Genomic DNA, 20,214 nt, shown 5'->3' on the forward strand with positions numbered 1-20,214 from the left:
TACCAGACCGCCCCGCCCCGCGTGACGCACCCGCGGCGGACCACTCACACGTGCGAACCGTACCGATGGCCGGAAGTCGCGTCATGAATCGCGCCCTCCGCCCTCTGGGGAAATGCTGATCCCCGAGCAGAGAGGGCGCACTCATGCACACCGTGGTGGAACGAGAGCTGGAGACCGACCTGGTGCTGTCGCCGGAGCGCAGCATCCCCGTACCGTCCCGGCTGACCTACCGGACGGCCGACCCGTACGCCGTCCACCTGACCTTCCACATCACCTCCACGCAACCGGTGACCTGGACGTTCGCAAGAGATCTGCTGGTCGAGGGGGTGTTCCGGGCGGCCGGCGCCGGGGACGTGCGCATCTTCCCCGGACGCGACGGGGACCGCGCGGTGGTCTGCGTCGCGCTGTCCTCCCCCGACGGCACGGCCCTGCTCAGGGCGCCGGCGCGGGCGGTCTCGGCCTGGCTGGACCGCACGCTGCGGGCCGTGCCGCCCGGTGAGGAGCGCGCGTGGCTGTCCCTCGACGAGAAGCTGCGCGAGCTGCTGGCCTCGGGGGCCTAGCCGCGGGCCGTGCGGGCGGAAGGGCTCCTTCGGGTGCGCCTCACGTGGGGGTGGGAAACCCGATGGAGTGAGGGGATGCAACGTCGAGCACCTTTCCGGGGTTGAGAAGGCCGAGGGGGTCGAAGACGGCCTTGATGCCCCGCTGGAGCTCCATGGCCAGCGGCCCGGCCTCCTCGGCCAGCCACTGCTTCTTCAGCAGCCCCACGCCGTGTTCCCCGGTGATGGTGCCGCCGAGCTCCAGGCCGAGGGCCATGATGCGGTCGAAGGAGGTCCGGGCGCGCCGGGCCTCCTCGGGGTCGGCGGGGTCGAAGCAGACGACGGGGTGGGTGTTGCCGTCCCCGGCGTGGGCGCACACGCCGATGGTCAGGCCGTGTTCGCGGGCGATGGCCGCGGTGCCCTGCAGCATGTCCGCGAGCGCCGAGCGGGGCACGCACACGTCGTCGATCATGGTGGCGGGCCGCAGCCGCTCCAGGGCGGGCAGGGCCATGCGGCGGGCCTGCAGCAGCAGTTCGGACTCGGCGGCGTCCTCGGCCGGTACGACCTCGGTGGCGCCCGCCCGCGTGCACACCTCGGCGACCGCGGCCAGGTCGGGGGCCGGGTCGGGGGTGTCGAAGGCGGCCAGCAGCAGGGCCTCGGTGCTCTCCGGCAGGCCCATGTTGCCCAGGGCGTTGACGGCCCGCACACAGGTGCGGTCCATCAGTTCCAGCAGGGAGGGCGCGTGCCCACCGGCCATGATCTGCCGCACGGCCTCGCAGGCGGCGGCGACGGAGGGGAACTCGGCGGCCAGCGCCAGCTGCTGCGGCGGTGCGGGCCTGAGGGCGAGCACGGCCCGCACGACCACGCCGAGGCTGCCCTCGGAGCCGACGAACAGGCGGGTGAGGTCGTAGCCGGCGACGCCCTTGGCGGTGCGCCGGCCGGTCCGCAGCAGCCGGCCGTCGGCGAGGACGACGTCCAGCCCGAGGACGTACTCGGCGGTGACGCCGTACTTGACGCAGCACAGGCCGCCGGAGGCGGTGCCGATGTTGCCGCCGATGGTGCACTGTTCCCAACTGGAGGGGTCCGGCGGGTAGTACAGGCCCTGTTCGGCCACCGCGCGGGAGAGGTCGGCGTTGACGACGCCCGGTTCCACGACGGCGATGCGCTCGACCGCGTCGATTTCGAGGATGCGGTCCATCTTGACGAGGGACAGCACGATGCACCCGTCGATGGCGTTGGCCGCCCCGGACAGCCCCGTACGGGCGCCCTGCGGGACCACCGGCACGCGCAGCGCGGTGGCGGTGCGCAGGACGTGCTGCACCTGCTCCACGGTGCGCGGCAGGACGACCACGGCGGGCGCGCCGGCGGCGCAGAAGCTCGCCATGTCGTGCGCGTAGGAGGCGGTGACGTCGGGGTCGGTGACGACGGCTTCGGCGGGGAGCCCGGCGCGCAACTGATCGATGAGATCACCCATGACCCCACCTTGTCACCCGCCGGCTCCGCCGGAAAGATCGCGGCGGCCGGCACCGGCCCGGACGCGCGCCGCGTGGGCTAGAGGTTGCCGCGCTTCTCCTGCTCGCGCTCGATGGCCTCGAAGAGGGCCTTGAAGTTGCCCTTGCCGAAGCCCATGGAGCCGTGCCGCTCGATCATCTCGAAGAAGACGGTGGGACGGTCCTGGACCGGCTTGGTGAAGATCTGCAGCAGGTAGCCGTCCTCGTCGCGGTCGGCGAGGATCTTCAGCTCGCGCAGCGTGTCGATGGGCACGCGGGTCTCGCCGACCCACTCGCCGAGCGTGTCGTAGTACGAGTCGGGCGTGTCGAGGAACTGCACGCCGGCTGCCCGCATGGCGCGCACGGTGGCCACGATGTCGTTGGTGGCCAGGGCGATGTGCTGGACGCCGGGGCCGCCGTAGAACTCGAGGTACTCGTCGATCTGCGACTTCTTCTTGGCGATGGCCGGCTCGTTGAGCGGGAACTTCACCTTGCGGGTGCCGTCGGCGACGACCTTCGACATGAGCGCGGAGTACTCGGTGGCGATGTCGTCGCCCACGAACTCCTTCATGTTGGTGAAGCCCATCACCTTGTTGTAGAAGCCCACCCACTCGTCCATTTTGCCGAGCTCGACGTTGCCGACACAGTGGTCGATGGCCTGGAAGCGGCGGGGGCCGGGCTCGACGATGGGCCGGGCGGCGACGAAGCCGGGCAGGTACGGGCCGCTGTAGGCGGAGCGCTCGACGAGGGTGTGCCGGGTCTTGCCGTAGGTGGCGATGGCGGCGAGGACGACGGTGCCGTGCTCGTCCTTCACCTCGTGCGGCTCGGTCAGACCGGTGGCGCCGTGCTCGACGGCGTACGCGTACGCCGCCCGGGCGTCGGGCACCTCGATGGCGAGGTCCACCACGCCGTCTCCGTGCTCGGCGACGTGCGCGGCCAGGAAGCGGCCGTGCTCGGTGGCGGCCTTGATCACCGTGGTGAACACGAACCGGGCGCTGCCGGACTCCAGGACGTAACTCGCGGTCTCCCGGCTGCCGTTCTCCGGTCCGGAGTAGGCGACCAGCTTCATGCCGAAGGCGGTGGAGTAGTAGTGCGCGGCCTGCTTGGCGTTGCCGACGGCGAAGACGACCGCGTCCATCCCCTTGACCGGGAAGGGGTCGGCCTGCCGAGCGGTGTGCGGGGCGTGATCCGTGGTCTGAGTCATGGCCGCAGCGTCTCTCCGAACCGCAAGATGCGCAATACTTTGCGTCTTCGTTGGGCAATGTGCTCAGCGATGCCCCCGGTAATGCGGGCGATCTGTGCAGGATGACCACGAGAGGTGGGCGAGGGTGATCGATCGTTTGGACGGCCGGCTGATCGAGCTGTTCGCGCAGGAGCCGCGCATCGGGGTCCTGGAGGCCTCCCGGCGCCTGGGCGTGGCCAGGGGCACGGTGCAGGCCCGCCTGGACCGGCTGCAGTCCCAGGGCGTCATCCGCGGCTTCGGCCCCGACGTGGACCCGGCGGCGCTGGGCTACCCGGTGACCGCCTTCGCGACACTGGAGATCAAGCAGGGCCAGGGCGCGGACGTCCGCACCCACCTCGCGACGGTGCCGGAAGTACTGGAGCTGCACACCACGACCGGCCACGGCGACATGCTCTGCCGGCTGGTGGCCCGCTCCAACGCCGACCTGCAGCGGGTGATCGACAAGGTGGTGGCCTTCGAGGGCATCGTGCGCGCCTCGACGGCCATCGTCATGGAGAACCCGGTGCCGCTGCGGATCATCCCGCTGGTGCGGCAGGCCTCGCAGGACTGAGGCGCAGGCCGGTCAGCAGGTGGGGCCGCCCCCGTCGTTCTTCAGCGTCTTCAGCGCCTCCACCGCCTGGCCCAGGCTCGTGACCGGCACCAGCCGCATGCCCTTGGGCAGCTCCGCCTTCGCGTCCGAGCACTCCCCCTTCGGCACGAGGAAGACGGTGGCGCCGTCCCGGGCGGCCGCCTGCGTCTTCAGCGAGACGCCGCCCACCGCTCCGACCTCGCCCTCCGGGGAGATGGTGCCAGTGCCCGCGATGACACGGCCGCCCGTCAGATCGCCGGCGCGGCCGTCACCGGCCAGCTTGTCGATGATGCCGAGGGAGAACAGCAGCCCCGCGCTCGGCCCGCCGACGTCCGCCAGGCTCAGCTCGACCTTGACGTCCTTGGGCGAGAGGTGCAGGTAGCGCAGGGCGGCATCGGCGGCCGCGTCCTGGGACTTCTTCATCTCCGCCACGTTGTGCTGCTCGATCTGCCGGTCGGACTGCCCCGACGGGTAGACCGCCTCGCGCGGCATCACGGCACGGTCGGTACGGAACCAGCTGTCGACCACGTCGCCCAGCCGGATCTCGGTGTCCGGCCCGGTGGCCTCGATCGTCGTCATGCGCAGCTGCCCGGTCGTCAGGCGCGTCGGCTTGCCGCTGATGGTGATCACGGGCTTGTTCTTGTGCTCCCCGAGCACGTTCGCGGTCGTCGTGCCCGGCTGGGCGATGACGAACGGCAGAGGGGCGAGCGCGACCACGGCGAACAGGGCGACGACGAGAACGCCGCACATGGCGACGGCCCGGCGGGACGAGGTGCGAGCAGCTGACATGCTGCGACCCTATTTCACCGCAGGGGCGAGCGCCCTACCGGTGCCGGTGTGCCGGTGGACGGGCGGGGGTGGGACCCGTCCACCGCACGGTGTGCGCGCCTGTCAGGTCCTAGCTCAGGGCGTCCGCCACCTCCTTCGCGGCCGCCATCACCCGGGCGCCGACCCGGTCCGGCACCGAGTCGGCGAGCATGACCACGCCGACGCTGCCCTCGATGCCCGAGACGCCGAGCAGCGGCGCGGCCGCACCGCTGGCCCCGGCCTCCAGCTCGCCATGGGTCAACGCGTACCCGGGGTTGTCCACCTCGCCCCTGCGGGCGGCGAGGATCGCCCGGCCGGCCGCACCGCGGTCCAGGGGATGACGGAACCCGGTGCGGTACGCGACGTGGTAGTCCGTCCAGCTCGGCTCGACGACGGCCACCGCGAGCGCCTCGGTGCCGTCGACGAGCGTGAGATGGGCGGTGGCCCCGACGTCCTCGGCCAGGGCCCGCAGCGCGGGCAGGGCCGCCTCCCGTACCAGCGGATGCACCTGCCGGCCCAACCGCAGCACCCCGAGCCCCACTCGGGCCCGCCCGCCGATGTCGCGGCGCACGAGCGCGTGCTGCTCCAAGGTGGCCAGGAGCCGGTAGACGACGGTCCGGTTGACCCCGAGCCGGGTGGACAACTCGGTGACGGTCAGCCCATGATCGGTGTCGGCCAGCAATTTGAGGACTCTGAGCCCTCTGTCGAGCGTCTGCGAAGTCTCCGCGGTCACGACGCCCCTCCTCCGATGAGAGGCGGCCCCTCGTCACGGTGGGGTTGCGCCGGCCGGTCCCGTCCGGCAGCGCGCGAGAAGAGGCCGCCGGCGGCTTGACGCATGTTCCGGCTGCGCTCCGCGGCGGCGCTGCCACGGGGCGTGTGCGTGACCGGCACGGTAGCGCCGCCGGTCCGCTCAGCGGAAGAGTCTGCCCACAATCCGGGCAGGACACAGGGCATTTCACGGACCGGCCACCGTGAGTGCAGCGATCCAGGGGGCCGTTGACGTTGCAGGGGCTTTAGTGTGATCGCCATGCAGATTTCCCGAATAGCCACGATCGTGGCGGCCGGTGTCATCACCCCGGCCCTCTTCCTGGCCGCGCCGGCCACCGCCGCCGACGCCCCGGCCACGACGGGACAGACCACCGAGCAGACGACGCAGACGAACCAGACGACGACGGGTGCGGCGGAAAAGGCCGCGGAGGTCCACAACCCGCTGGATGTGTACGGCCTGCCGAAGACCCTCAAGGCCGGCGCCGAGAAGGGTTCCGTCGTCTACCTGGCGTACGACAACAGCAACGGCGACAAGGATGCGACGTTCAAGCCGCACGCCATCTACATACCCGCCAAGCCCCACATGGAGAAGGTCAAGGACTACGCGCTCGAACTCGAGTACCGGGCGCCGGACGCCACGTGGCAGCGCGTGAACAACCTGCAGGTGGCCAAGAGCAAGAGCGACAGGGACGGTGAGTCCTTCACGCTCCAGGCCGCCCTGCCCGAATACACGGTGAAGAAGGGCACCACCGTGACGTTCGAGGTACGGCTGCGCTTCAAGAAGTCGACGCCGGCGAACGACGCCATCTTCCGTGTGATCGACCAGGGTGACGTAAAGATCACGGGCGAGCAGACGTTCTCCGTCCTTGCCGCCAAGGACGACACGGCCCCGACCGGCAACGCATCGCCCACGGCCACCGGCAGGACGACGCCGACCTCCGGCACCTCGAAGTCCCCGACGGCCTCCGCCTCTCCGACCACGTCGGCCTCCGCTTCGGCCAGCGCCAGCGCCTCCGCTTCGCCGACCGCCTCCGCCTCGTCCGGCAGCGGCTGGTCCTCCGGTGGCAACAGCGCCAGCGGGTCCGGCTCGAACAGTGCGAGCGGTCAGCTGGCCGCGACCGGTTCGGACCCCGCCACGCCGTGGATCGGCGTGGCCGGTGCGGCCGCGATCGCCGCGGGTGCCGGTCTCGTCGTGGCGACGCGGCGACGCCGTTCCGCGGCCGCCGAGCAGGCGTGACGCACGACGGGCCCCGGACGCGAGGCGCGTCCGGGGCCCGTCGGGCGCCGTGGGTCACTTCATCCGCGTGGCCCACTCGCGCACCTTGGTGATGCGCTCGGTGAGCTGTCCCGCCGTCGCTTCCGCCGTCGGCGGTCCGCCGCACACGCGGCGCAGTTCGGTGTGGATGACGCCGTGCGGCTTGCCGCTCTGGTGGGAGTAGGCGCCGACCAGCGAGTTGAGCTGTTTGCGAAGCTCCAGCAGCTCCTTGTGGGTGACGACCGGCCGGCGTTCGGCGGGGATCTCCAGCAGGTCCGCCTCGGCGTCGGGCTTGCGGCGGCTGTGGGCGATCTGCCGGGCCTGCCGCTTCTGGAGCAGCAGCTGGACCTGTTCGGGTTCCAGGAGGCCGGGGATGCCGAGGTAGTCCTGCTCCTCCTCGCTGCCGGGGTGGGCCTGCATGCCGAATTCGGCGCTGTTGTAGAGCACGCGGTCGAAGACGGCGTCGGACTCCAGGGCCTCGAACGGCAGCATGTCCTGCTCGCCGGTGTCCTCGTCCTGCTGCTTGTTCGCCTCGTCCATCTCCTTCTCGGACTCGGCGTACGGGTCCTCCTCCTCGCCCTCCTTCTTGGGCTTGTCGAGGACGTGGTCGCGTTCGGCCTCCATCTCGTTGGCGAAGGAGAGCAGCATGGGGATCGTCGGCAGGAAGACGGACGCGGTCTCGCCGCGCCTGCGCGAGCGCACGAAGCGGCCCACGGCCTGGGCGAAGAACAGGGGCGTGGAGATCGTCGTCGCGTACACGCCGACCGCGAGGCGCGGTACGTCGACGCCCTCGGACACCATGCGGACGGCGACCATCCACCGGGAGTCGCCGGCGGAGAAGTCGTCGATGCGCTGGGAGGCGCCGGAGTCGTCGGAGAGGACGACCGTGGGGCCCTCGCCGGTGATCTCGCGCAGCAGTTTGGCGTAGGCGCGCGCCGAGTCCTGGTCGGAGGCGATCACGAGGGCGCCCGCGTCCGGGATGGACTTGCGCACCTCGGTCAGGCGGCGGTCGGCGGCGCGCAGCACGTTGGGCATCCAGTCGCCGCGCGGGTCGAGGGCGGTGCGCCAGGCCTGGGAGACCGCGTCCTTGGTCATGGGCTCGCCGAGGCGGGCCTCCAGCTCGTCGCCGGCCTTGGTGCGCCAGCGCATGTTGCCGCTGTAGGAGAGGAAGATCACGGGCCGCACGACGCCGTCGGCGAGGGCATTGCCGTAGCCGTAGGTGTAGTCGGCGGAGGAGCGGCGGATGCCGTCGTTGCCCTCTTCGTAGGTGACGAAGGGGATGGGGTTGGTGTCGGACCGGAAGGGCGTTCCGGTCAGGCACAGGCGGCGGGTGGCCGGCTCGAATGCCTCCAGGCAGGCGTCGCCCCAGGAGCGGGAGTCGCCGGCGTGGTGGATCTCGTCGAGGATGACGAGCGTCTTGCGCTGCTCGCAGCGGTTGCGGTGCAGCATGGGCCGTACGCCCACGCCGGCGTACGTGACGGCGACGCCGTGGTACTCGCGTCCCAGCGGCCCCGCGCTGTACTCCGGGTCGAGCTTGATGCCTATGCGGGCGGCGGCCTCCGCCCACTGCTTCTTCAGGTGCTCGGTCGGGGCGACGACCGTCACCTGCTGGACGACGTGGTGATGCAGCAGCCAGGAGGCCAGGGTGAGCGCGAAGGTGGTCTTGCCGGCGCCGGGCGTGGCGACGGCGAGGAAGTCGCGCGGCTGCATCTGGACGTACTTGTCCATGGCGCCCTGCTGCCAGGCGCGCAGCTTGTTGGCGGTACCCCAGGGGGCCCGGCCGGGGAAGGCGGGCGAGAGATGGTGATGGGCGGTGGTGGTAGTCACGGTCTCCGTCGGCTGGCTCGGCGATCGGCAACCGCGTCAGCCTAACCGCGTCCGCGGGGGCGACCGGGTACGACCGGCCCTCCTCACCCGGCGGTGGGACCGAGGTCACAACACGGTGCGTGTCGGGTACGTTCCCCCGTCCTCCCCGTCCTCCCCGTCCGCCCCGCCCTACTCGCGCGGCCGCAGTCGCGTCGCCACGTAGGCACCGACCAGCGCGCAGCCCGCCGCCAGGGCGAACACCGGTACGAAGGCCCGCCCGCCGAGGGCGAAGAGCACCCCGGCCACGCCGACGAGCACGATGCTGCCGAGGGCGTCGGAGACCTGCAGCGACGCCGAGTTCGCGCCTTCCTCCCCCTTGCGCGACAGCCGCAGCAGCAGCACGGCGCCGCTGGAGATCGTCAGCCCCATCCCGTAGCCGCCGATCACCCAGGCCACGGCCACCGTCCAGGCCGGTACGGCGCCGATCAGCACGGTGGGGACGAGGGCGATGGCCGCGGCCAGCAGGGTCATACCGGCGACGATCAGGCGCTCGCGGTGCGGCTCGACCCACGACCGGCTCTGGGTGAAGGAGGCCAGTGCCCAGCTCAGTCCGCCGCCGGTCAGCGACAGGCCGGCCAGCGTGGGCGAGAGCCCGCGTTCGCTGACCAGCATCAGCGGAACGAAGCTTTCCGCCGCCAGGAAGGATCCCTGCGCGAGGCCGCGCAGCAGCACGACCGCCGGCAGTCCCCGTCCGGCCCGGAACGTCCCGCGCGGCAGCAGCCGCAGCGCGGCCGGAGCGAGCAGCACCAGCCCCAGCGCCGCCGGTACGGCGGAGAGCGGGCGCAGGTCCTGGCCTGCGTACTGCAGCAGTCCGGCTCCCGCGGCGACCGCGAGGGCCAGCACGATGCGCCGCCGGTCGAGCCGGTCGCTGCGGTCCCCGGCGGGCATCCGGCGCAGGGCCGGCAGCATCACGACGAGCGGCGGCACGATCAGGACGGGGATGGCCAGGAAGACCCAGCGCCATCCGAGGTGCTCGGTCACGCTGCCGGCGACCAGCGGGCCGACGATCACGGGGACGACCCAGGCGGCGGAGAAGGAGGCCATGACCGCGGGCCGGAGCCGTTCGGGGTAGGCCCGGCCCACGACGACGTACAGGGCGACGATCACCAGTCCGCCGCCGGCGCCCTGCACGCCGCGCGCGGCGACGAACATCCACATCTGCTGGGCGGAGCCCGCGCCCAGCAGCCCGAGCCCGAACGCCGTGATGCCGCCGAACAGCGGCGCGAGCGGTCCGGCGCGGTCGCACCACTCCCCCGACAGCACCATGGCGAACAGGCTGGCGGTGAAGAAGGCGGAGAAGGAGAAGGCGTACAGCCCGATGCCGTCCAGGGCGCGGGCGGCGACCGGCATGGCGGTGTTCACCGCGCTGGCCTCGAAGGCGATGAGGGAGACGACGGAGACTATGCCGAGGGTGAGGGCGCGGTGGCTGCGCCCGAGAACGCCGTCCTCGGCCTGCTCTGCGGACCGTCCGGCTATGGCATCGGCGGTGGTGGTCATGGCCTTCAGAGTAAGAGGCGAAGGCCGGTTTGACCCCTGTCGCGAGCCCGAGATCCACTCCGTCTTGCGATCTAGTCACGTGGTCGGTGCAGGGCTCGGTCTGCGGCTGTCGGCCGTGGTCGGCCACGGATCGGCCACAGCTGCGTCCTGGTTCTGCAGCGACTTGATCATGATCATGCAAACCGTCGATTTTTCGCCATGATCATGCCCATAGGCTTCCTGGCGATCGGCGCCACCCGGCGCCCGGAGAGCCAGCACCACCACGGGGGATTCACGTGTCCATTCGTCATGCCGTCGCCGCCGCACTGCTCGTGTCCGGCGTGCTCACCCTGACCGCCTGCGGACCCACCGACGACGACGGCAAGAACGACTCCAAGGGCGCGGCGAGCGCGGCCCCGTCGAAGCCCACCGGCGACAACGGCGGCAAGGGCAAGGACGGCTACAAGGACCCCTGTGCCCCGCTGCCCAAGGGCCACAAGCTCGTCAAGGTGAACCTCGTCGAAGGCGCGATGAACAACATCGTCGCGCAGGACGCCAAGGTCTCCTGCAACACGAAGATGGACGAGGGCGCCTTCTACCGCCCCGAGGGCGAGACGCGGACCTACGCCTTCGACAACGACAACGCCAAGGTCACCGTCCTCACCCTGGACGGCCCCCAGACCCGTCCGGCCAAGCCCACCGGCACCGTCATGTCCGGGATCGGCCACGTCAAGGAGTGCGCGGACCCGAACCACCAGCAGTACGACAACCAGAGCAAGGCGGACCACAAGGAGTGGTGCGCGGGCCAGAACTACTACGACGTGACGATCGGCCCCGGCAACAAGATCACCGAGATGACCGAGCTCTCGGGTTCGTGAACCGCCCGTAGGCGCAGGCGTCCTCCTACCGTCGTGTCACGTCGTGAGCAGGACGCCCCCGTACGACAGCCCGGCGACGACGATCCACGCGCCCAGCCCGAGGGCGGCGACCCGCCCGCCCGTGCGGGCCAGCGAGGGCAGGTGCACGGCGCTGCCCAGGCCGAAGAGGGCCGCGGCGAGCAGCAGCTCCTGCGCGTGCCGGGCCAGGGCCAGCACCGTACCGGGCACCAGGCCGGTGGTGCGCAGGCCGGCCATGGCGAGGAAGCCGAGCACGAACAGCGGCAGGACGGCCGGCCGCTTCGCCGTCGCCGTCCCGCGCCTGCGCCCGCGCCTGCGCAGGGCCACTCCCACTGCCGTCACGAGCGGGGCGAGCAGCGCCACCCGCAGCAGCTTGACCAGGACGGCCTGCCCCAGCGCCGCCGCGCCGGCGGTCTGCGCGGTGGCCACGACCTGGCCGACGTCGTGCACGCTCGCGCCCGTCCAGCGCCCGAACCGTGCCGCATCCAGGCCGAGGGGGTGCTGCAGCAGGGGCAGGACGGCGATGGCCAGCGTGCCGCACAGCGTGACCAGGGCGACGGAGGTGGCGACGTCCTCCTCGTCGCTGCCGGCGGCCTCGCCGACCGCGCCGATCGCCGAGGCTCCGCATATCGCGTACCCGCTCGTGACGAGCAGCGGCTGGTCGCCGGGCAGCCCCAGGCGGCGGCCCAGCCACAGCGTCCCGGCGAAGGTCGCGACGACGACGGCGAGCACCATGGCGACGGTGGTCCAGCCGAGGGCGAGGACGTCGCCGAAGCCCAGTCCGAGGCCGAGCAGCACGATGCCGGCACGCATCAGCCGCCTGCCGGCGAACGCCAGGCCCGGCCGGGCGCTGCCGCGCACCACGTTCCGTACGCCGGGCAGATGGGCGGCGGCGACGCCGAGGACGACGGATGCGGTGAGCACGGGTACGGCGGGCAGCAGCCGGTGCACGGCCCACGCCAGGGCGGGCCCGGCGGCGGCGAGCGCGAGCCCGGGGCGCAGCGAGCGGGGGCCGGCGACCGGGTACGTGCGCACCTGCCGTTCGGTGACCGTCACGGCGACGTGCCCTTGGCCCGGCCCTCGTCCTCCGGCAGGTCGTACACGCGGCGCACGCTGGAGCCCAGGCGCAGGACGTCGGCCCCGTAGACGTGCAGGGAGATCGCGACGGAGGCCGAGGCGTTGCCGACCCGGTGGATGTCGCCGGGCGGCGCGAAGCCGCACACGTCGCCCTGCCGGTTGACGACGTCCCCGGTGGCGACGAGGCGGGCGGTCGCGCCGTCGGGGACGAGGCGGTAGCGGCGCTCGCTCTCCCGGCCGAGATGGACGCCGGTGACGCACCAGGAGACGTGGTCGTGGACGGCGGTGTGCTGGCCGGGCAGCCAGACCAGGGCGACGACGGAGAAGCTGCCGTCGCGCTCGGCGTGCAGCACGTGCTGACGGTAGTGGTGGGCGTCGCCCCGGCACTGCTCGGCGGTGAGCAGGTCGGGGGCGCCGAGGTGGGGGGCGAGGTGCTCGCCGACGAGGTACGCCGTGGTGTCGGGGGCCAGGCCCCGCGCCACGGTGTCCCCGATCTCGCCGACGAGCCGCGCCATGCGGGGGGTCACCGGGAGGGTCCGGGGGGCGGCGTGGGTGGTCATGCCAGGAGGATCGCCCCGGTCGTTCCTACAGGTCCAACGACGGTTTCTTGCCGGGATGCCAACACCGGCTTATGGATGGCGGGCGCATGCGCGCGGCCCTGCGTCCTCAGCAGCCGACGCGGCGGGCGGCCGCCGCCCGTACCTCGTCGAGCACCAGCGCCGTGGCGGGGATCCGCAGGTGCTCGCGCAGCACGTAGGCGGCGACCTTGCGGCGCGAGGCCGGGTCCAGGGCCCGCCCGGTGATGCGGTCGTGCCGCAGGAACGACAACACGAGCCCCGGCATCATCGCCACGCCCAGCCCCTCGGCGACCAGCGACTGCACGACGAGGTTGTCGTTGGTGGTGAAGGCGATGTCAGGTGCAAATCCCTGCTCGGCGCACTCGTGCAGGAGGTTGGCCCGGCAGCGCAGGCAGCCGGCGATCCAGCGCTCGCCGGCGAGGTCGGCGAGCTTGACGGCGCGGCGGCGGGCGAGGGCGTGCCCGACGGGCAGCAGGACGGTGAGCTGGTCCTCGAACAGCGGTATCTCGGCGAGCTCCGCGGGCACCTGTTCGTGCAGGCCCGGGTAGGTGAAGGCCAGCGTGATGTCGCACTCGCCGCGCACCAGCCGGCCGAGCGAGTCGGGCGGTTCGCCCTCCTGCAGCTCGACGCGGACGCCGGGGTGCTCGGCGCTCAGGCGGGCCAGCGCCTCGGGGACGAGGGTCGCACCGGCGCTGGGGAAGGCGCACACCCGGACCCGTCCGGCGCGCAGCCGGGTCAGGGAGCTCATTTGCCGCTGTGCGGCCGCAATGCTCTCCAGGATGATCCCGGCGTGCCGGGCGAGCGCCTCACCCGCCTCGGTCAGCCGCATCCGCCGCCCGACGCGGGTGAACAGCGGGGTGCCCACGGCGCGTTCCAGGGCCTTCATCTGCTGGGTGACGGCGGGCTGGGTGTAGCCCAGGGCGCGGGCCGCGGCGGAGTAGGACCCGGCGGTGACCACCGTATGGAAGGTCTTGATGTGCCGCGAGTCGAACACGCCGGAATCATAAGCGGAATTTGGGACAGGCGCGGGGGTACTCGGGGGTTGCTTCTGGATCGCTGGACATATCCGTCATGGTGGACCCATGCCGCACTACACCTCATACGACTCGGCGGAGCTGAGCTACCGGATCCTCGGCGAGGACTCCGGCGGACCGCCCCTGCTGTGCCTGGCCGGCGGCCCCGGCCGCGACGCCGCCTACCTCGGCGACCTCGGCGGCCTCGCCGCCCACCACACCCTCGTCGTCCCCGACAGCCGCGGCACGGGCGCCTCCCCGCCGGCCGGCGACCCGGCCGCGTACGCCTTCCCCGCCCTCGCCCGCGACCTGGAGGCCCTGCGCGCCCACCTCGGCCTGGAACGCTTCGCCCTGCTCGCCCACGACGCCGCCTGCGCCACCGCCCAGGCGTACGCGGCCGCACACGGCGACCGCCTCAGCCACCTGGTGCTCGTCACCCCCGGCTCCCGCCTGCAGGGCGAACTGCCGACCGACGCCGAGGAGATCTTCGAATCCCGCACCGGCGAACCCTGGTGGGTCGACGCCTACGTCGCCGTCCACTCCCTGCCCGACGCCGGCAACCTCGCCGAGGTCCGCTCCCTCCTGCTGCGCGCCGCCCCGATGGCCTACGGCCGCTGGGACGCCCCCCAGCGCGCCCACGCCGCCGGCGAACCCGACCAGCTCAACCCCGTCCCCCGCGCCGGCTTCTGGCAGGGCGTGGACGAGGACATGCGCCTGCAGATCCTGCACGCCCTGCGCGAGCTGCCCGTCCCCGTCCTCGTCGTGACCGGCGACCTCGACGCCGTCACGGGCATGCGCGCGGGCGAAGCGGTCGCCGCCTCCTTCCACCACGGCACCCTGCGCCCGCTGCACGGCGTCGGCCACTACCCGTGGGTCGACGAACCGGACCTCTTCCGCCCCCTGGTGGACGACTTCCTGCGCACCCCGCTGGGACTGTGACGGCCGCATGTCCGCAAAGTGACAGCCCGTCCCCACCCCTTGAGGCCGCCCGGGGCCACCCCTACGGTGGTCTCACGAACATTGGCCGTGTGCCCGAGTGGCTCAGGGGCTCGCCTGCAAAGCGAGTTACGCTGGTTCGATTCCAGTCACGGCCTCTGCCTACAGCAGCCCGAGATCACGCAGTTCCCGGTGCAGACCGGCCCGGGGATGGCCGGCGGGCTCCGTCTCCTTCTCACGGCCCCTGCGCCGGTCCCGGAAGACCCACCCGCCGAGCAGGCCCCCCACGAGTCCACCGAGGTGTCCGAGCCAGCTGATGCCCGGGGTGCCCGGCACGGCGAGAGTGAGCAGATAGGCGTACGAGGCGCCCATGACGACGCCCACGAGACTGTCGACGAGCCGCCGGTCGACGAAGCCGCGCACCACCACGTACCCGAAGTACCCGAAGACCAGCCCGCTGGCGCCGACGGTTCCGGAATTCGCCCGCTCCAGACACCACACGGTCAGCCCGCTCGCCACGGCGACCAGCACCGTCAGCCCCAGGAACCGGGCCACCCCGCGATAGGCGGCGAGAAAGGCGAACACGAACAGCGGCCCCGAGTTGCTCTCGATGTGCGCCCAGCTCCAGTGCAGCAACGGCGCCACGAGCACGTCCGGCAGCCGCCCCACCTCAGTGGGCACCACGGCGAACTCCCGCGCCAGCTCGTACCCGCTCGCCCAGTTGACCACCTGCACGGCCCACACGACCGCCAGCAACCCCACCACGACGAAGAACGCCTTCCGCGCCTCCGCCACCATCCGCTCCGCGTCCACGGGGGCCGCTGCCGCTCTCCTGCTCATCCGCGTAGGGTACGGCGGCCCTGCGGGCCGATACGGAACCGGGCACGCGTTCCTCTCCTGACACGGTTTTCGCCACACGCGTCAGAGGACATTCACCATTCCACCCTTCCGGGGCACCCCTCCTCACGACCGGGTGATCAGCGGATTGATGACGTGTCGGGTCTTCCTATTCGCCGCTAACCTCACGCAGGGACGTCGGCGCCCGGCCCGCAGCCGTGCAGCGGCGTCCCAGAGGGAGGGAGCACGCGATGGGACCCGCCGTGACCTTCGGCGAGCTCGAACAGCTGCAGGGTGAGGAACTTCCCCCGCGCATCGCGCTGTCGAGCGTGGCACCGGTGGCCGGCGGCAGCGATCAGCCGGTGTACCCGACGCTGGTCAGAACCGAGCACGGTGCGACGGTCGCCTACGCCTGCCAGTACCGGCAGAACGCCGCCGGCCCGGCGCTCCTCGTCGCCCTGGGGCTCGCCCCCAGCAACCCCGGCTACACCACCACCTGCATTCCCGCGGCCATTTCGACCCACTGATTCACTGCACCGGCCGCCTGCCCCGTATCCATTTCACTCCCTGCCAGGGAACCCCAGAACTCGTTCTCGTGCGATTCCCGACGGACATGCACAGCGGAAGCGGACCTCGCGCGAGGACGAACTGCCCGGTACGCCGTGCCAGCGTACCGGGTGACCGGAGTGCGGAAACCAGAGAAAGGGGAACGGAATGAACAACGCCGTCAGCTTCGAGGAACTCGCCGGCATGGCGGGAGAGGTACTCCCCGAGCGCACGGTCATGGGCATCGTCGCCAGCCCGTTCGGACGCCTCGCGGCCGGACCGGGTGACGGTACGGGCGCGGGCGCCGCGTCCGGCGCCAGCTCCTCGGCGGCCTCGGGCGGCGGGGTGTTCGCCCCCGTACCGCACGACCACGGCACCACGATCCTCTCGTCCTGCCAGTCCATCGACCGCCAGGGAACCCCGGGCCTGTTCGGCAGCCTCGGCCTGGGCTCCGAGAACCCGGCCAGCAACGTGACCTGCACGCCCGCGGCGATCTCCAGCCACTGACCGCCGCCGGGAAGGGCCGGGAGCTCCCGCCGGCCCTTCCCTCCCCCATCGTGGATCCCGGGAAGAGCCGACCATGACGACCCTGCCCTCCGCCCCCACGCTGGTCGCCGGCACCGAACTGGTCGGCGAGTTCGAGGGATCCGGCTACCGCGAGCCACCCCAGCTCGTCTGCCGCCCCGACGGACAGCTCGTCCGGCTGCCGCCGCTGCTCTACCAGGTCGCCAAGGCCCTCGCCGCAGGCACCACCAGCACCGCCCAGGTGGCCGCGGACCTCAGCAACGAGACGGGGCGGGAATTCGCCGAGGAACACGTCGCCTTCCTCCTGGACAAGAAGCTCGCGCCACTCGGCATCACCACCTACAGCGACGGCTCACCGCCTCCGCCCACGGCCAAGAGCGATCCCTTTCTCGCCTTCCGCTTCCGGATCGCGGTGGTGCCGGAAAACCTCACCTGGTTCCTCTCCGGCCTCTTCGCCTGGCTCTTCCGCCCCCTGCTCGTCGCCCTCGCCGTCGCCGCCTTCGTGGCCGGCGAAACCTGGCTGTGGACGACCCAGGACACCGGCGCCGCCCTGCAGACCACGCTCACCGACCCGGCCGGCGTCCTGCTCGTCCTCCTCCTGGCCATCGCGTCGTGCGTCTTCCACGAAATGGGCCACGGCGCGGCATGCCGCTACGGCGGCGTACGCCCCGGGGCCATGGGCTGCGGCATCTATCTCGTCTGGCCGGCCTTCTACACCGACATCACCAACTCGTACCGCCTCGGCCGCGCCGGCCGCATCCGCGCCGACCTCGGCGGCGTCCACTTCAACGCCCTCTTCGTCCTGGGCCTGCTCGGCGCCTACGCCTGTACCGGCTTCCAGCCGCTCCTGGTGGCGATCCTCTCCGTCCACCTGGAAATGATCCAGCAGCTGCTGCCCACCCTGCGCTTCGACGGCTACTACATCGTCGCGGACCTGATCGGCATTCCCGACCTCTTCAAATACATCGCCCCCATCCTCAAGCGCGTTCTCCTGCGACGCCCCGACGAGGACGGCCGCCTCGCCGCCCTCAAACGCGGCCCACAGATCGTGGTGGCGGCCTGGGTCCTGATCCTGATCCCGGCAATCGTCCTGCAACTGGGCATGGTGCTCATCAACCTCCCGGAGCTGCTGGTCGCCGACTGGCAGCACATCTCCTGGCTGATGACGACAGCCCACACCACACCCGGCAACCAGGCCCTGGCCCTGGCCTCGGCCCTGATCCAGAGCCTGCTGCTGGTACTGCCCCTGGCGGGACTGACGGTGGCACTGGCACGACCGGTACGGGGACTGGCGCGCCTGGCACTACGGCGCGACCGGCAGGCGGCGGACGGCCGAACCGACTGACCGCCGGAGCAGTCGGATCCAGATTACGAGCGCGTCCCGCACCTCCGGGACGGAGAGCGGCACGACGTCGCCGTCGGGGTATCTGGTGCCCCGCCACTTGTCCTGAAGACGGCGCGTCATCCTGTGGCAGACCAGAAGTCGGAATGCTTGTCCGGGTACGGAACTTCACTCCCTGCATAGTTCGACCCGTTCGCAGGAGTCCTCGGGGGGTGCACTTCCGACTTGTCGAGGCACGGCGTGACCACGTCGAAGAATGCCTGCCCCTTGGCCCCGAACTCCAGACTCATCCGGAACTTGTCGGGCGTAGAGGCGAAGATGGCCGGGAACTCGCCACCGGCAGCCGTTCCGGTGATGCTGAACCCCTGCTTCTTCCAGTGTCGCTCGACCACCCCGAGGAAGCTTCCACGCCTCCCCTCGGATATGACCGTCATAACCGCGCGACGCCGCGTCACCGATCCAAGAGACGAACGACCGCATCCGCCATGAGTCGACTCCCGGTGCGTCCACTCAACCGAGGGAACGATGGCGGCAAACGTGGCGTCGAGTATCTCATCCGCCCGTTCAGCGCCCTGCTGCATGTTCATCTCACCACTCCTCTTTCCGTCATTCCCAGGATTGACGAGACTGCACCCGGTCAACATCAGGATACCCAGCACGAGCGCCGGCATACGCGATCTCATCGACGCTTCTCCGGTGTTATTTGGTTCGAGTGACCCGAAACTATGAGGCCGATGTTCCGCGCAGATTCAGGATCCCTCTCAGGGTCAAAATATCCGGAGTGAGCCGGCATGAAACCCTTTTCCACAAGAGGAAGGGGGCCGTCAGCAACCTTGAATCGCCGTGCGCCGAAGGCCTCACTGGCAGGGTCCGTACCGAACCAGTTCTCGTCGTCCTCCCCGAGCAGGCCCGCAACCTCATGGGCAGCCACTCCACCCACGGGTCCAAATATCAACTCGCCGGCCAGGCTCGCAGCTGCATCCGTCTTGGACGGCAGCTTTGACACGGGGTCGTTCTCTGCTGCGCCAACAAATACGTGGTCGGCACCGACCCCGAGGTCCGCCGCCTTTTTGACCCCGGCGCCAGGGCTCCCCAAAAGAATGACGTCATCTGCCGGAACGCCGCCGGGGCGTTGAGAGGACATGCCGACGGTCAGAGAGCCGTAGGAGTGGCCGATCGCCGTTACATGCGGGTCCTTGTTCTGGTTAGTGACGTGGACAGCCTCAAGGAAGTGATCGTAATCGACAGCCCCCCTCTTCGCCTTCGCCTTGTCGGCTACATCCAGATTGTCAAGCCCCTGATCCACACCCATGAGCGGAGCGTCATAGCCGAGCCAAACCACGGAAGCGCTCGAGCGGTCGAACTTCTGCGCTTCGAGGGCGGTCTGCTGGGCTCTCTCCAAGCCGCCGTCAGCGAAATCCTTGTCGAGCTTCGTCCCCAGCCCCGGGACATAAACCGATACATTCTTGGCTGCATCGGGGTCTCCGTAGGAAACGATGGCGCGACCATTTCCGGAATCACTGACACCAAGGAGGAACATGGGCGGACGGGATCCGGATCTCAGTTTCTCGTCAATCACCTTCAACCCCTCGAGCTGAGTTCTGGACTTGTCATCGTCCTGCCCTTCGAGCCGCCCCATGAGAATGGGAAGGTAGTCACGGTTCGCGTTGTCCCGAACGGCTGCGGGCACCCCGTCCAGCGCACCGATACGGTCAGGGTAGAGCGCCATGTACTCATCACGCTCGGCCTGGCTCAGGCGCTTCCACCAAGCGGCATTTTCCTTGGGCGATTTGTTCTTCGGGATCGCCGAGTCCGAGAAGTGCTTCCCGGCGGCGGCGCGGAGATCCCTGAAGTCCCGCGCGACGTCGGACCCGTCGGTCTTGTTCAGATCGGGGTCAGCCGTGAGCTTGGCCAGGACCCTGGCGTAGCGGGCGTCGATCTCGGCTGCTTCCTTGAGGGCGGTCCCGATGCGGTTGGCGATGTCCTGCGCCTTGGCCTGGTTCGGGTCCGGGGTGCTCTCCGGTTTGAGGAGGGACGGCATGGCGCCGGGCGCGGCCGGGATGGGGACGAGAGGCGCGGGGGTGGAGGGACTCTTGGGGTACTCCACCGAGCCGTCGGGCTTGACGGTGAACTTCAGGGCGGCGGCGTCTTCCAGTGCCTGCTTCAGCTTGCGCTGCGGAGCGGCCAACTCCTCGGCCACGCCGGTCAGTGCGGTACGAACCATGCCGCACTCGGCATGGATGTATTCGTAGTTCTTGCTGAGCCTGCCGAGCCTGCTCCTGGCTGCATCGGCCCCGAACCCCTGCTGCGTCGCGTCCAGCGTGGCCAGCATGTCGTGGTCCACGCGGCCTCGTGCCGCACTGGACCGGTTGCTGACCGCACTCCAGCTCTCAGCAGCCTTCGTGAACTTGGAGACGTCCAGGTCCTTCAGCTCGTCGATGGTCACCACAGCGGG

General features: G+C 70.9%; 21 protein-coding genes and 1 tRNA gene. 9 read left to right on the forward strand and 13 right to left on the reverse strand.

What is annotated here, in order from left to right:
• Positions 1-143: 143 nt before the first annotated feature.
• Positions 144-560 carry an SsgA family sporulation/cell division regulator gene (locus AC27L3_RS16445; RefSeq protein ID WP_487234752.1) on the forward strand — a complete coding sequence of 139 codons (417 nt, stop codon included), beginning with the start codon at positions 144-146 and terminating at the stop codon, positions 558-560.
• 40 nt (positions 561-600) lie between these two features.
• Here the strand turns inward: AC27L3_RS16445 and AC27L3_RS16450 are convergent, their stop codons facing one another.
• Positions 601-2,010, reverse strand: coding sequence for an FAD-binding oxidoreductase (locus tag AC27L3_RS16450; protein WP_487234753.1), 1,410 nt, complete (start codon positions 2,008-2,010; stop codon positions 601-603).
• Between the two features lie 77 nt (positions 2,011-2,087).
• Entirely contained in the window at positions 2,088-3,230 is a 1,143-nt protein-coding gene (gene hppD, locus AC27L3_RS16455) for a 4-hydroxyphenylpyruvate dioxygenase (protein ID WP_487234754.1), read from the reverse strand.
• Positions 3,231-3,354: 124 nt separating this feature from the next.
• On the opposite strand from hppD, the gene AC27L3_RS16460 reads away from it, so the two are divergent.
• Positions 3,355-3,819: an Lrp/AsnC family transcriptional regulator gene (locus AC27L3_RS16460; RefSeq protein WP_344434557.1), complete on the forward strand. Its 465-nt coding sequence runs from the start codon at positions 3,355-3,357 to the stop codon at positions 3,817-3,819.
• Between the two features lie 12 nt (positions 3,820-3,831).
• Here the strand turns inward: AC27L3_RS16460 and AC27L3_RS16465 are convergent, their stop codons facing one another.
• Positions 3,832-4,626 (reverse strand): S16 family serine protease, encoded by a 795-nt coding sequence (locus AC27L3_RS16465; RefSeq protein WP_487234755.1) that lies wholly within the window; start codon positions 4,624-4,626, stop codon positions 3,832-3,834.
• A gap of 109 nt (positions 4,627-4,735) precedes the next feature.
• A complete protein-coding gene (locus AC27L3_RS16470) occupies positions 4,736-5,377 on the reverse strand; it encodes an IclR family transcriptional regulator (protein ID WP_487234756.1) in 642 nt (213 codons plus the stop codon).
• 294 nt (positions 5,378-5,671) lie between these two features.
• On the opposite strand from AC27L3_RS16470, the gene AC27L3_RS16475 reads away from it, so the two are divergent.
• Positions 5,672-6,649 (forward strand): LAETG motif-containing sortase-dependent surface protein, encoded by a 978-nt coding sequence (locus AC27L3_RS16475; RefSeq protein WP_487234757.1) that lies wholly within the window; start codon positions 5,672-5,674, stop codon positions 6,647-6,649.
• Between the two features lie 54 nt (positions 6,650-6,703).
• Here the strand turns inward: AC27L3_RS16475 and AC27L3_RS16480 are convergent, their stop codons facing one another.
• The 3 genes from AC27L3_RS16480 to AC27L3_RS16490 all read right to left on the reverse strand — a co-directional run bounded on the left by AC27L3_RS16480 (position 6,704) and on the right by AC27L3_RS16490 (position 10,294).
• Positions 6,704-8,494 carry a DEAD/DEAH box helicase gene (locus AC27L3_RS16480; protein WP_487234758.1) on the reverse strand — a complete coding sequence of 597 codons (1,791 nt, stop codon included), beginning with the start codon at positions 8,492-8,494 and terminating at the stop codon, positions 6,704-6,706.
• A gap of 168 nt (positions 8,495-8,662) precedes the next feature.
• On the reverse strand, positions 8,663-10,030 hold the full coding sequence (locus tag AC27L3_RS16485; RefSeq protein ID WP_487234759.1) for an MFS transporter: 1,368 nt from the start codon (positions 10,028-10,030) through the stop codon (positions 8,663-8,665).
• Between the two features lie 75 nt (positions 10,031-10,105).
• Positions 10,106-10,294: a hypothetical protein gene (locus AC27L3_RS16490; RefSeq protein ID WP_487234760.1), complete on the reverse strand. Its 189-nt coding sequence runs from the start codon at positions 10,292-10,294 to the stop codon at positions 10,106-10,108.
• An 11-nt stretch (positions 10,295-10,305) separates the two neighbouring features.
• Between AC27L3_RS16490 and AC27L3_RS16495 the strand changes: the two genes are divergently transcribed.
• A complete protein-coding gene (locus AC27L3_RS16495; RefSeq protein WP_487234761.1) occupies positions 10,306-10,887 on the forward strand; it encodes a hypothetical protein in 582 nt (193 codons plus the stop codon).
• A 36-nt stretch (positions 10,888-10,923) separates the two neighbouring features.
• Here the strand turns inward: AC27L3_RS16495 and AC27L3_RS16500 are convergent, their stop codons facing one another.
• The 3 genes from AC27L3_RS16500 to AC27L3_RS16510 all read right to left on the reverse strand — a co-directional run bounded on the left by AC27L3_RS16500 (position 10,924) and on the right by AC27L3_RS16510 (position 13,554).
• Complete coding sequence (locus tag AC27L3_RS16500; protein WP_487234762.1) at positions 10,924-11,961, reverse strand: YeiH family protein; 1,038 nt, start codon at positions 11,959-11,961, stop codon at positions 10,924-10,926.
• The gene (locus AC27L3_RS16505; RefSeq protein WP_487234763.1) at positions 11,958-12,542 is read right to left on the reverse strand and encodes a cysteine dioxygenase family protein; all 585 of its coding nucleotides are present in this window, start codon (positions 12,540-12,542) and stop codon (positions 11,958-11,960) included. The genes AC27L3_RS16500 and AC27L3_RS16505 overlap by 4 nt, the downstream gene beginning before the upstream one ends.
• A 106-nt stretch (positions 12,543-12,648) precedes the next feature.
• Entirely contained in the window at positions 12,649-13,554 is a 906-nt protein-coding gene (locus tag AC27L3_RS16510; protein WP_365966759.1) for a LysR family transcriptional regulator, read from the reverse strand.
• A gap of 88 nt (positions 13,555-13,642) precedes the next feature.
• Between AC27L3_RS16510 and AC27L3_RS16515 the strand changes: the two genes are divergently transcribed.
• On the forward strand, positions 13,643-14,512 hold the full coding sequence (locus AC27L3_RS16515; RefSeq protein WP_487234764.1) for an alpha/beta fold hydrolase: 870 nt from the start codon (positions 13,643-13,645) through the stop codon (positions 14,510-14,512).
• Positions 14,513-14,595: 83 nt separating this feature from the next.
• Positions 14,596-14,667 (forward strand) — tRNA-Cys (locus AC27L3_RS16520).
• A 4-nt stretch (positions 14,668-14,671) separates the two neighbouring features.
• Here the strand turns inward: AC27L3_RS16520 and AC27L3_RS16525 are convergent.
• Positions 14,672-15,349, reverse strand: coding sequence for a rhomboid family intramembrane serine protease (locus tag AC27L3_RS16525; protein ID WP_487234765.1), 678 nt, complete (start codon positions 15,347-15,349; stop codon positions 14,672-14,674).
• 248 nt (positions 15,350-15,597) lie between these two features.
• Between AC27L3_RS16525 and AC27L3_RS16530 the strand changes: the two genes are divergently transcribed.
• From AC27L3_RS16530 to AC27L3_RS16540, 3 genes are all read left to right on the forward strand, one after another.
• Positions 15,598-15,873 carry a hypothetical protein gene (locus AC27L3_RS16530; protein ID WP_487234766.1) on the forward strand — a complete coding sequence of 92 codons (276 nt, stop codon included), beginning with the start codon at positions 15,598-15,600 and terminating at the stop codon, positions 15,871-15,873.
• Positions 15,874-16,060: 187 nt separating this feature from the next.
• A complete protein-coding gene (locus AC27L3_RS16535; RefSeq protein WP_487234767.1) occupies positions 16,061-16,399 on the forward strand; it encodes a hypothetical protein in 339 nt (112 codons plus the stop codon).
• Between the two features lie 73 nt (positions 16,400-16,472).
• Positions 16,473-17,762, forward strand: a complete 1,290-nt coding sequence (locus AC27L3_RS16540; RefSeq protein ID WP_487234768.1) for a hypothetical protein — start codon at positions 16,473-16,475, stop codon at positions 17,760-17,762.
• A gap of 116 nt (positions 17,763-17,878) precedes the next feature.
• Here the strand turns inward: AC27L3_RS16540 and AC27L3_RS16545 are convergent, their stop codons facing one another.
• Positions 17,879-18,430, reverse strand: coding sequence for a hypothetical protein (locus AC27L3_RS16545; protein ID WP_487234769.1), 552 nt, complete (start codon positions 18,428-18,430; stop codon positions 17,879-17,881).
• A gap of 8 nt (positions 18,431-18,438) precedes the next feature.
• Positions 18,439-20,208 carry an alpha/beta hydrolase gene (locus tag AC27L3_RS16550; protein ID WP_487234770.1) on the reverse strand — a complete coding sequence of 590 codons (1,770 nt, stop codon included), beginning with the start codon at positions 20,206-20,208 and terminating at the stop codon, positions 18,439-18,441.
• Positions 20,209-20,214: the final 6 nt, after the last annotated feature.

This window comes from Streptomyces sp. PKA51 (assembly GCF_057552455.1).

What these genes read in the sequence shown, in the direction of transcription:
- AC27L3_RS16540 (WP_487234768.1), top strand. Translation starts at nt 16,473, where the DNA reads ATGACGACCCTGCCCTCCGCCCCCACGCTGGTCGCCGGCACCGAACTG.
- AC27L3_RS16505 (WP_487234763.1), bottom strand. Translation starts at nt 12,542, where the DNA reads ATGACCACCCACGCCGCCCCCCGGACCCTCCCGGTGACCCCCCGCATG.
- AC27L3_RS16475 (WP_487234757.1), top strand. Translation starts at nt 5,672, where the DNA reads ATGCAGATTTCCCGAATAGCCACGATCGTGGCGGCCGGTGTCATCACC.
- AC27L3_RS16530 (WP_487234766.1), top strand. Translation starts at nt 15,598, where the DNA reads ATGGGACCCGCCGTGACCTTCGGCGAGCTCGAACAGCTGCAGGGTGAG.
- AC27L3_RS16445 (WP_487234752.1), top strand. Translation starts at nt 144, where the DNA reads ATGCACACCGTGGTGGAACGAGAGCTGGAGACCGACCTGGTGCTGTCG.
- hppD (WP_487234754.1), bottom strand. Translation starts at nt 3,230, where the DNA reads ATGACTCAGACCACGGATCACGCCCCGCACACCGCTCGGCAGGCCGAC.
- AC27L3_RS16465 (WP_487234755.1), bottom strand. Translation starts at nt 4,626, where the DNA reads ATGTCAGCTGCTCGCACCTCGTCCCGCCGGGCCGTCGCCATGTGCGGC.
- AC27L3_RS16545 (WP_487234769.1), bottom strand. Translation starts at nt 18,430, where the DNA reads ATGCCGGCGCTCGTGCTGGGTATCCTGATGTTGACCGGGTGCAGTCTC.
- AC27L3_RS16450 (WP_487234753.1), bottom strand. Translation starts at nt 2,010, where the DNA reads ATGGGTGATCTCATCGATCAGTTGCGCGCCGGGCTCCCCGCCGAAGCC.
- AC27L3_RS16485 (WP_487234759.1), bottom strand. Translation starts at nt 10,030, where the DNA reads ATGACCACCACCGCCGATGCCATAGCCGGACGGTCCGCAGAGCAGGCC.
- AC27L3_RS16515 (WP_487234764.1), top strand. Translation starts at nt 13,643, where the DNA reads ATGCCGCACTACACCTCATACGACTCGGCGGAGCTGAGCTACCGGATC.
- AC27L3_RS16535 (WP_487234767.1), top strand. Translation starts at nt 16,061, where the DNA reads ATGAACAACGCCGTCAGCTTCGAGGAACTCGCCGGCATGGCGGGAGAG.
- AC27L3_RS16525 (WP_487234765.1), bottom strand. Translation starts at nt 15,349, where the DNA reads ATGAGCAGGAGAGCGGCAGCGGCCCCCGTGGACGCGGAGCGGATGGTG.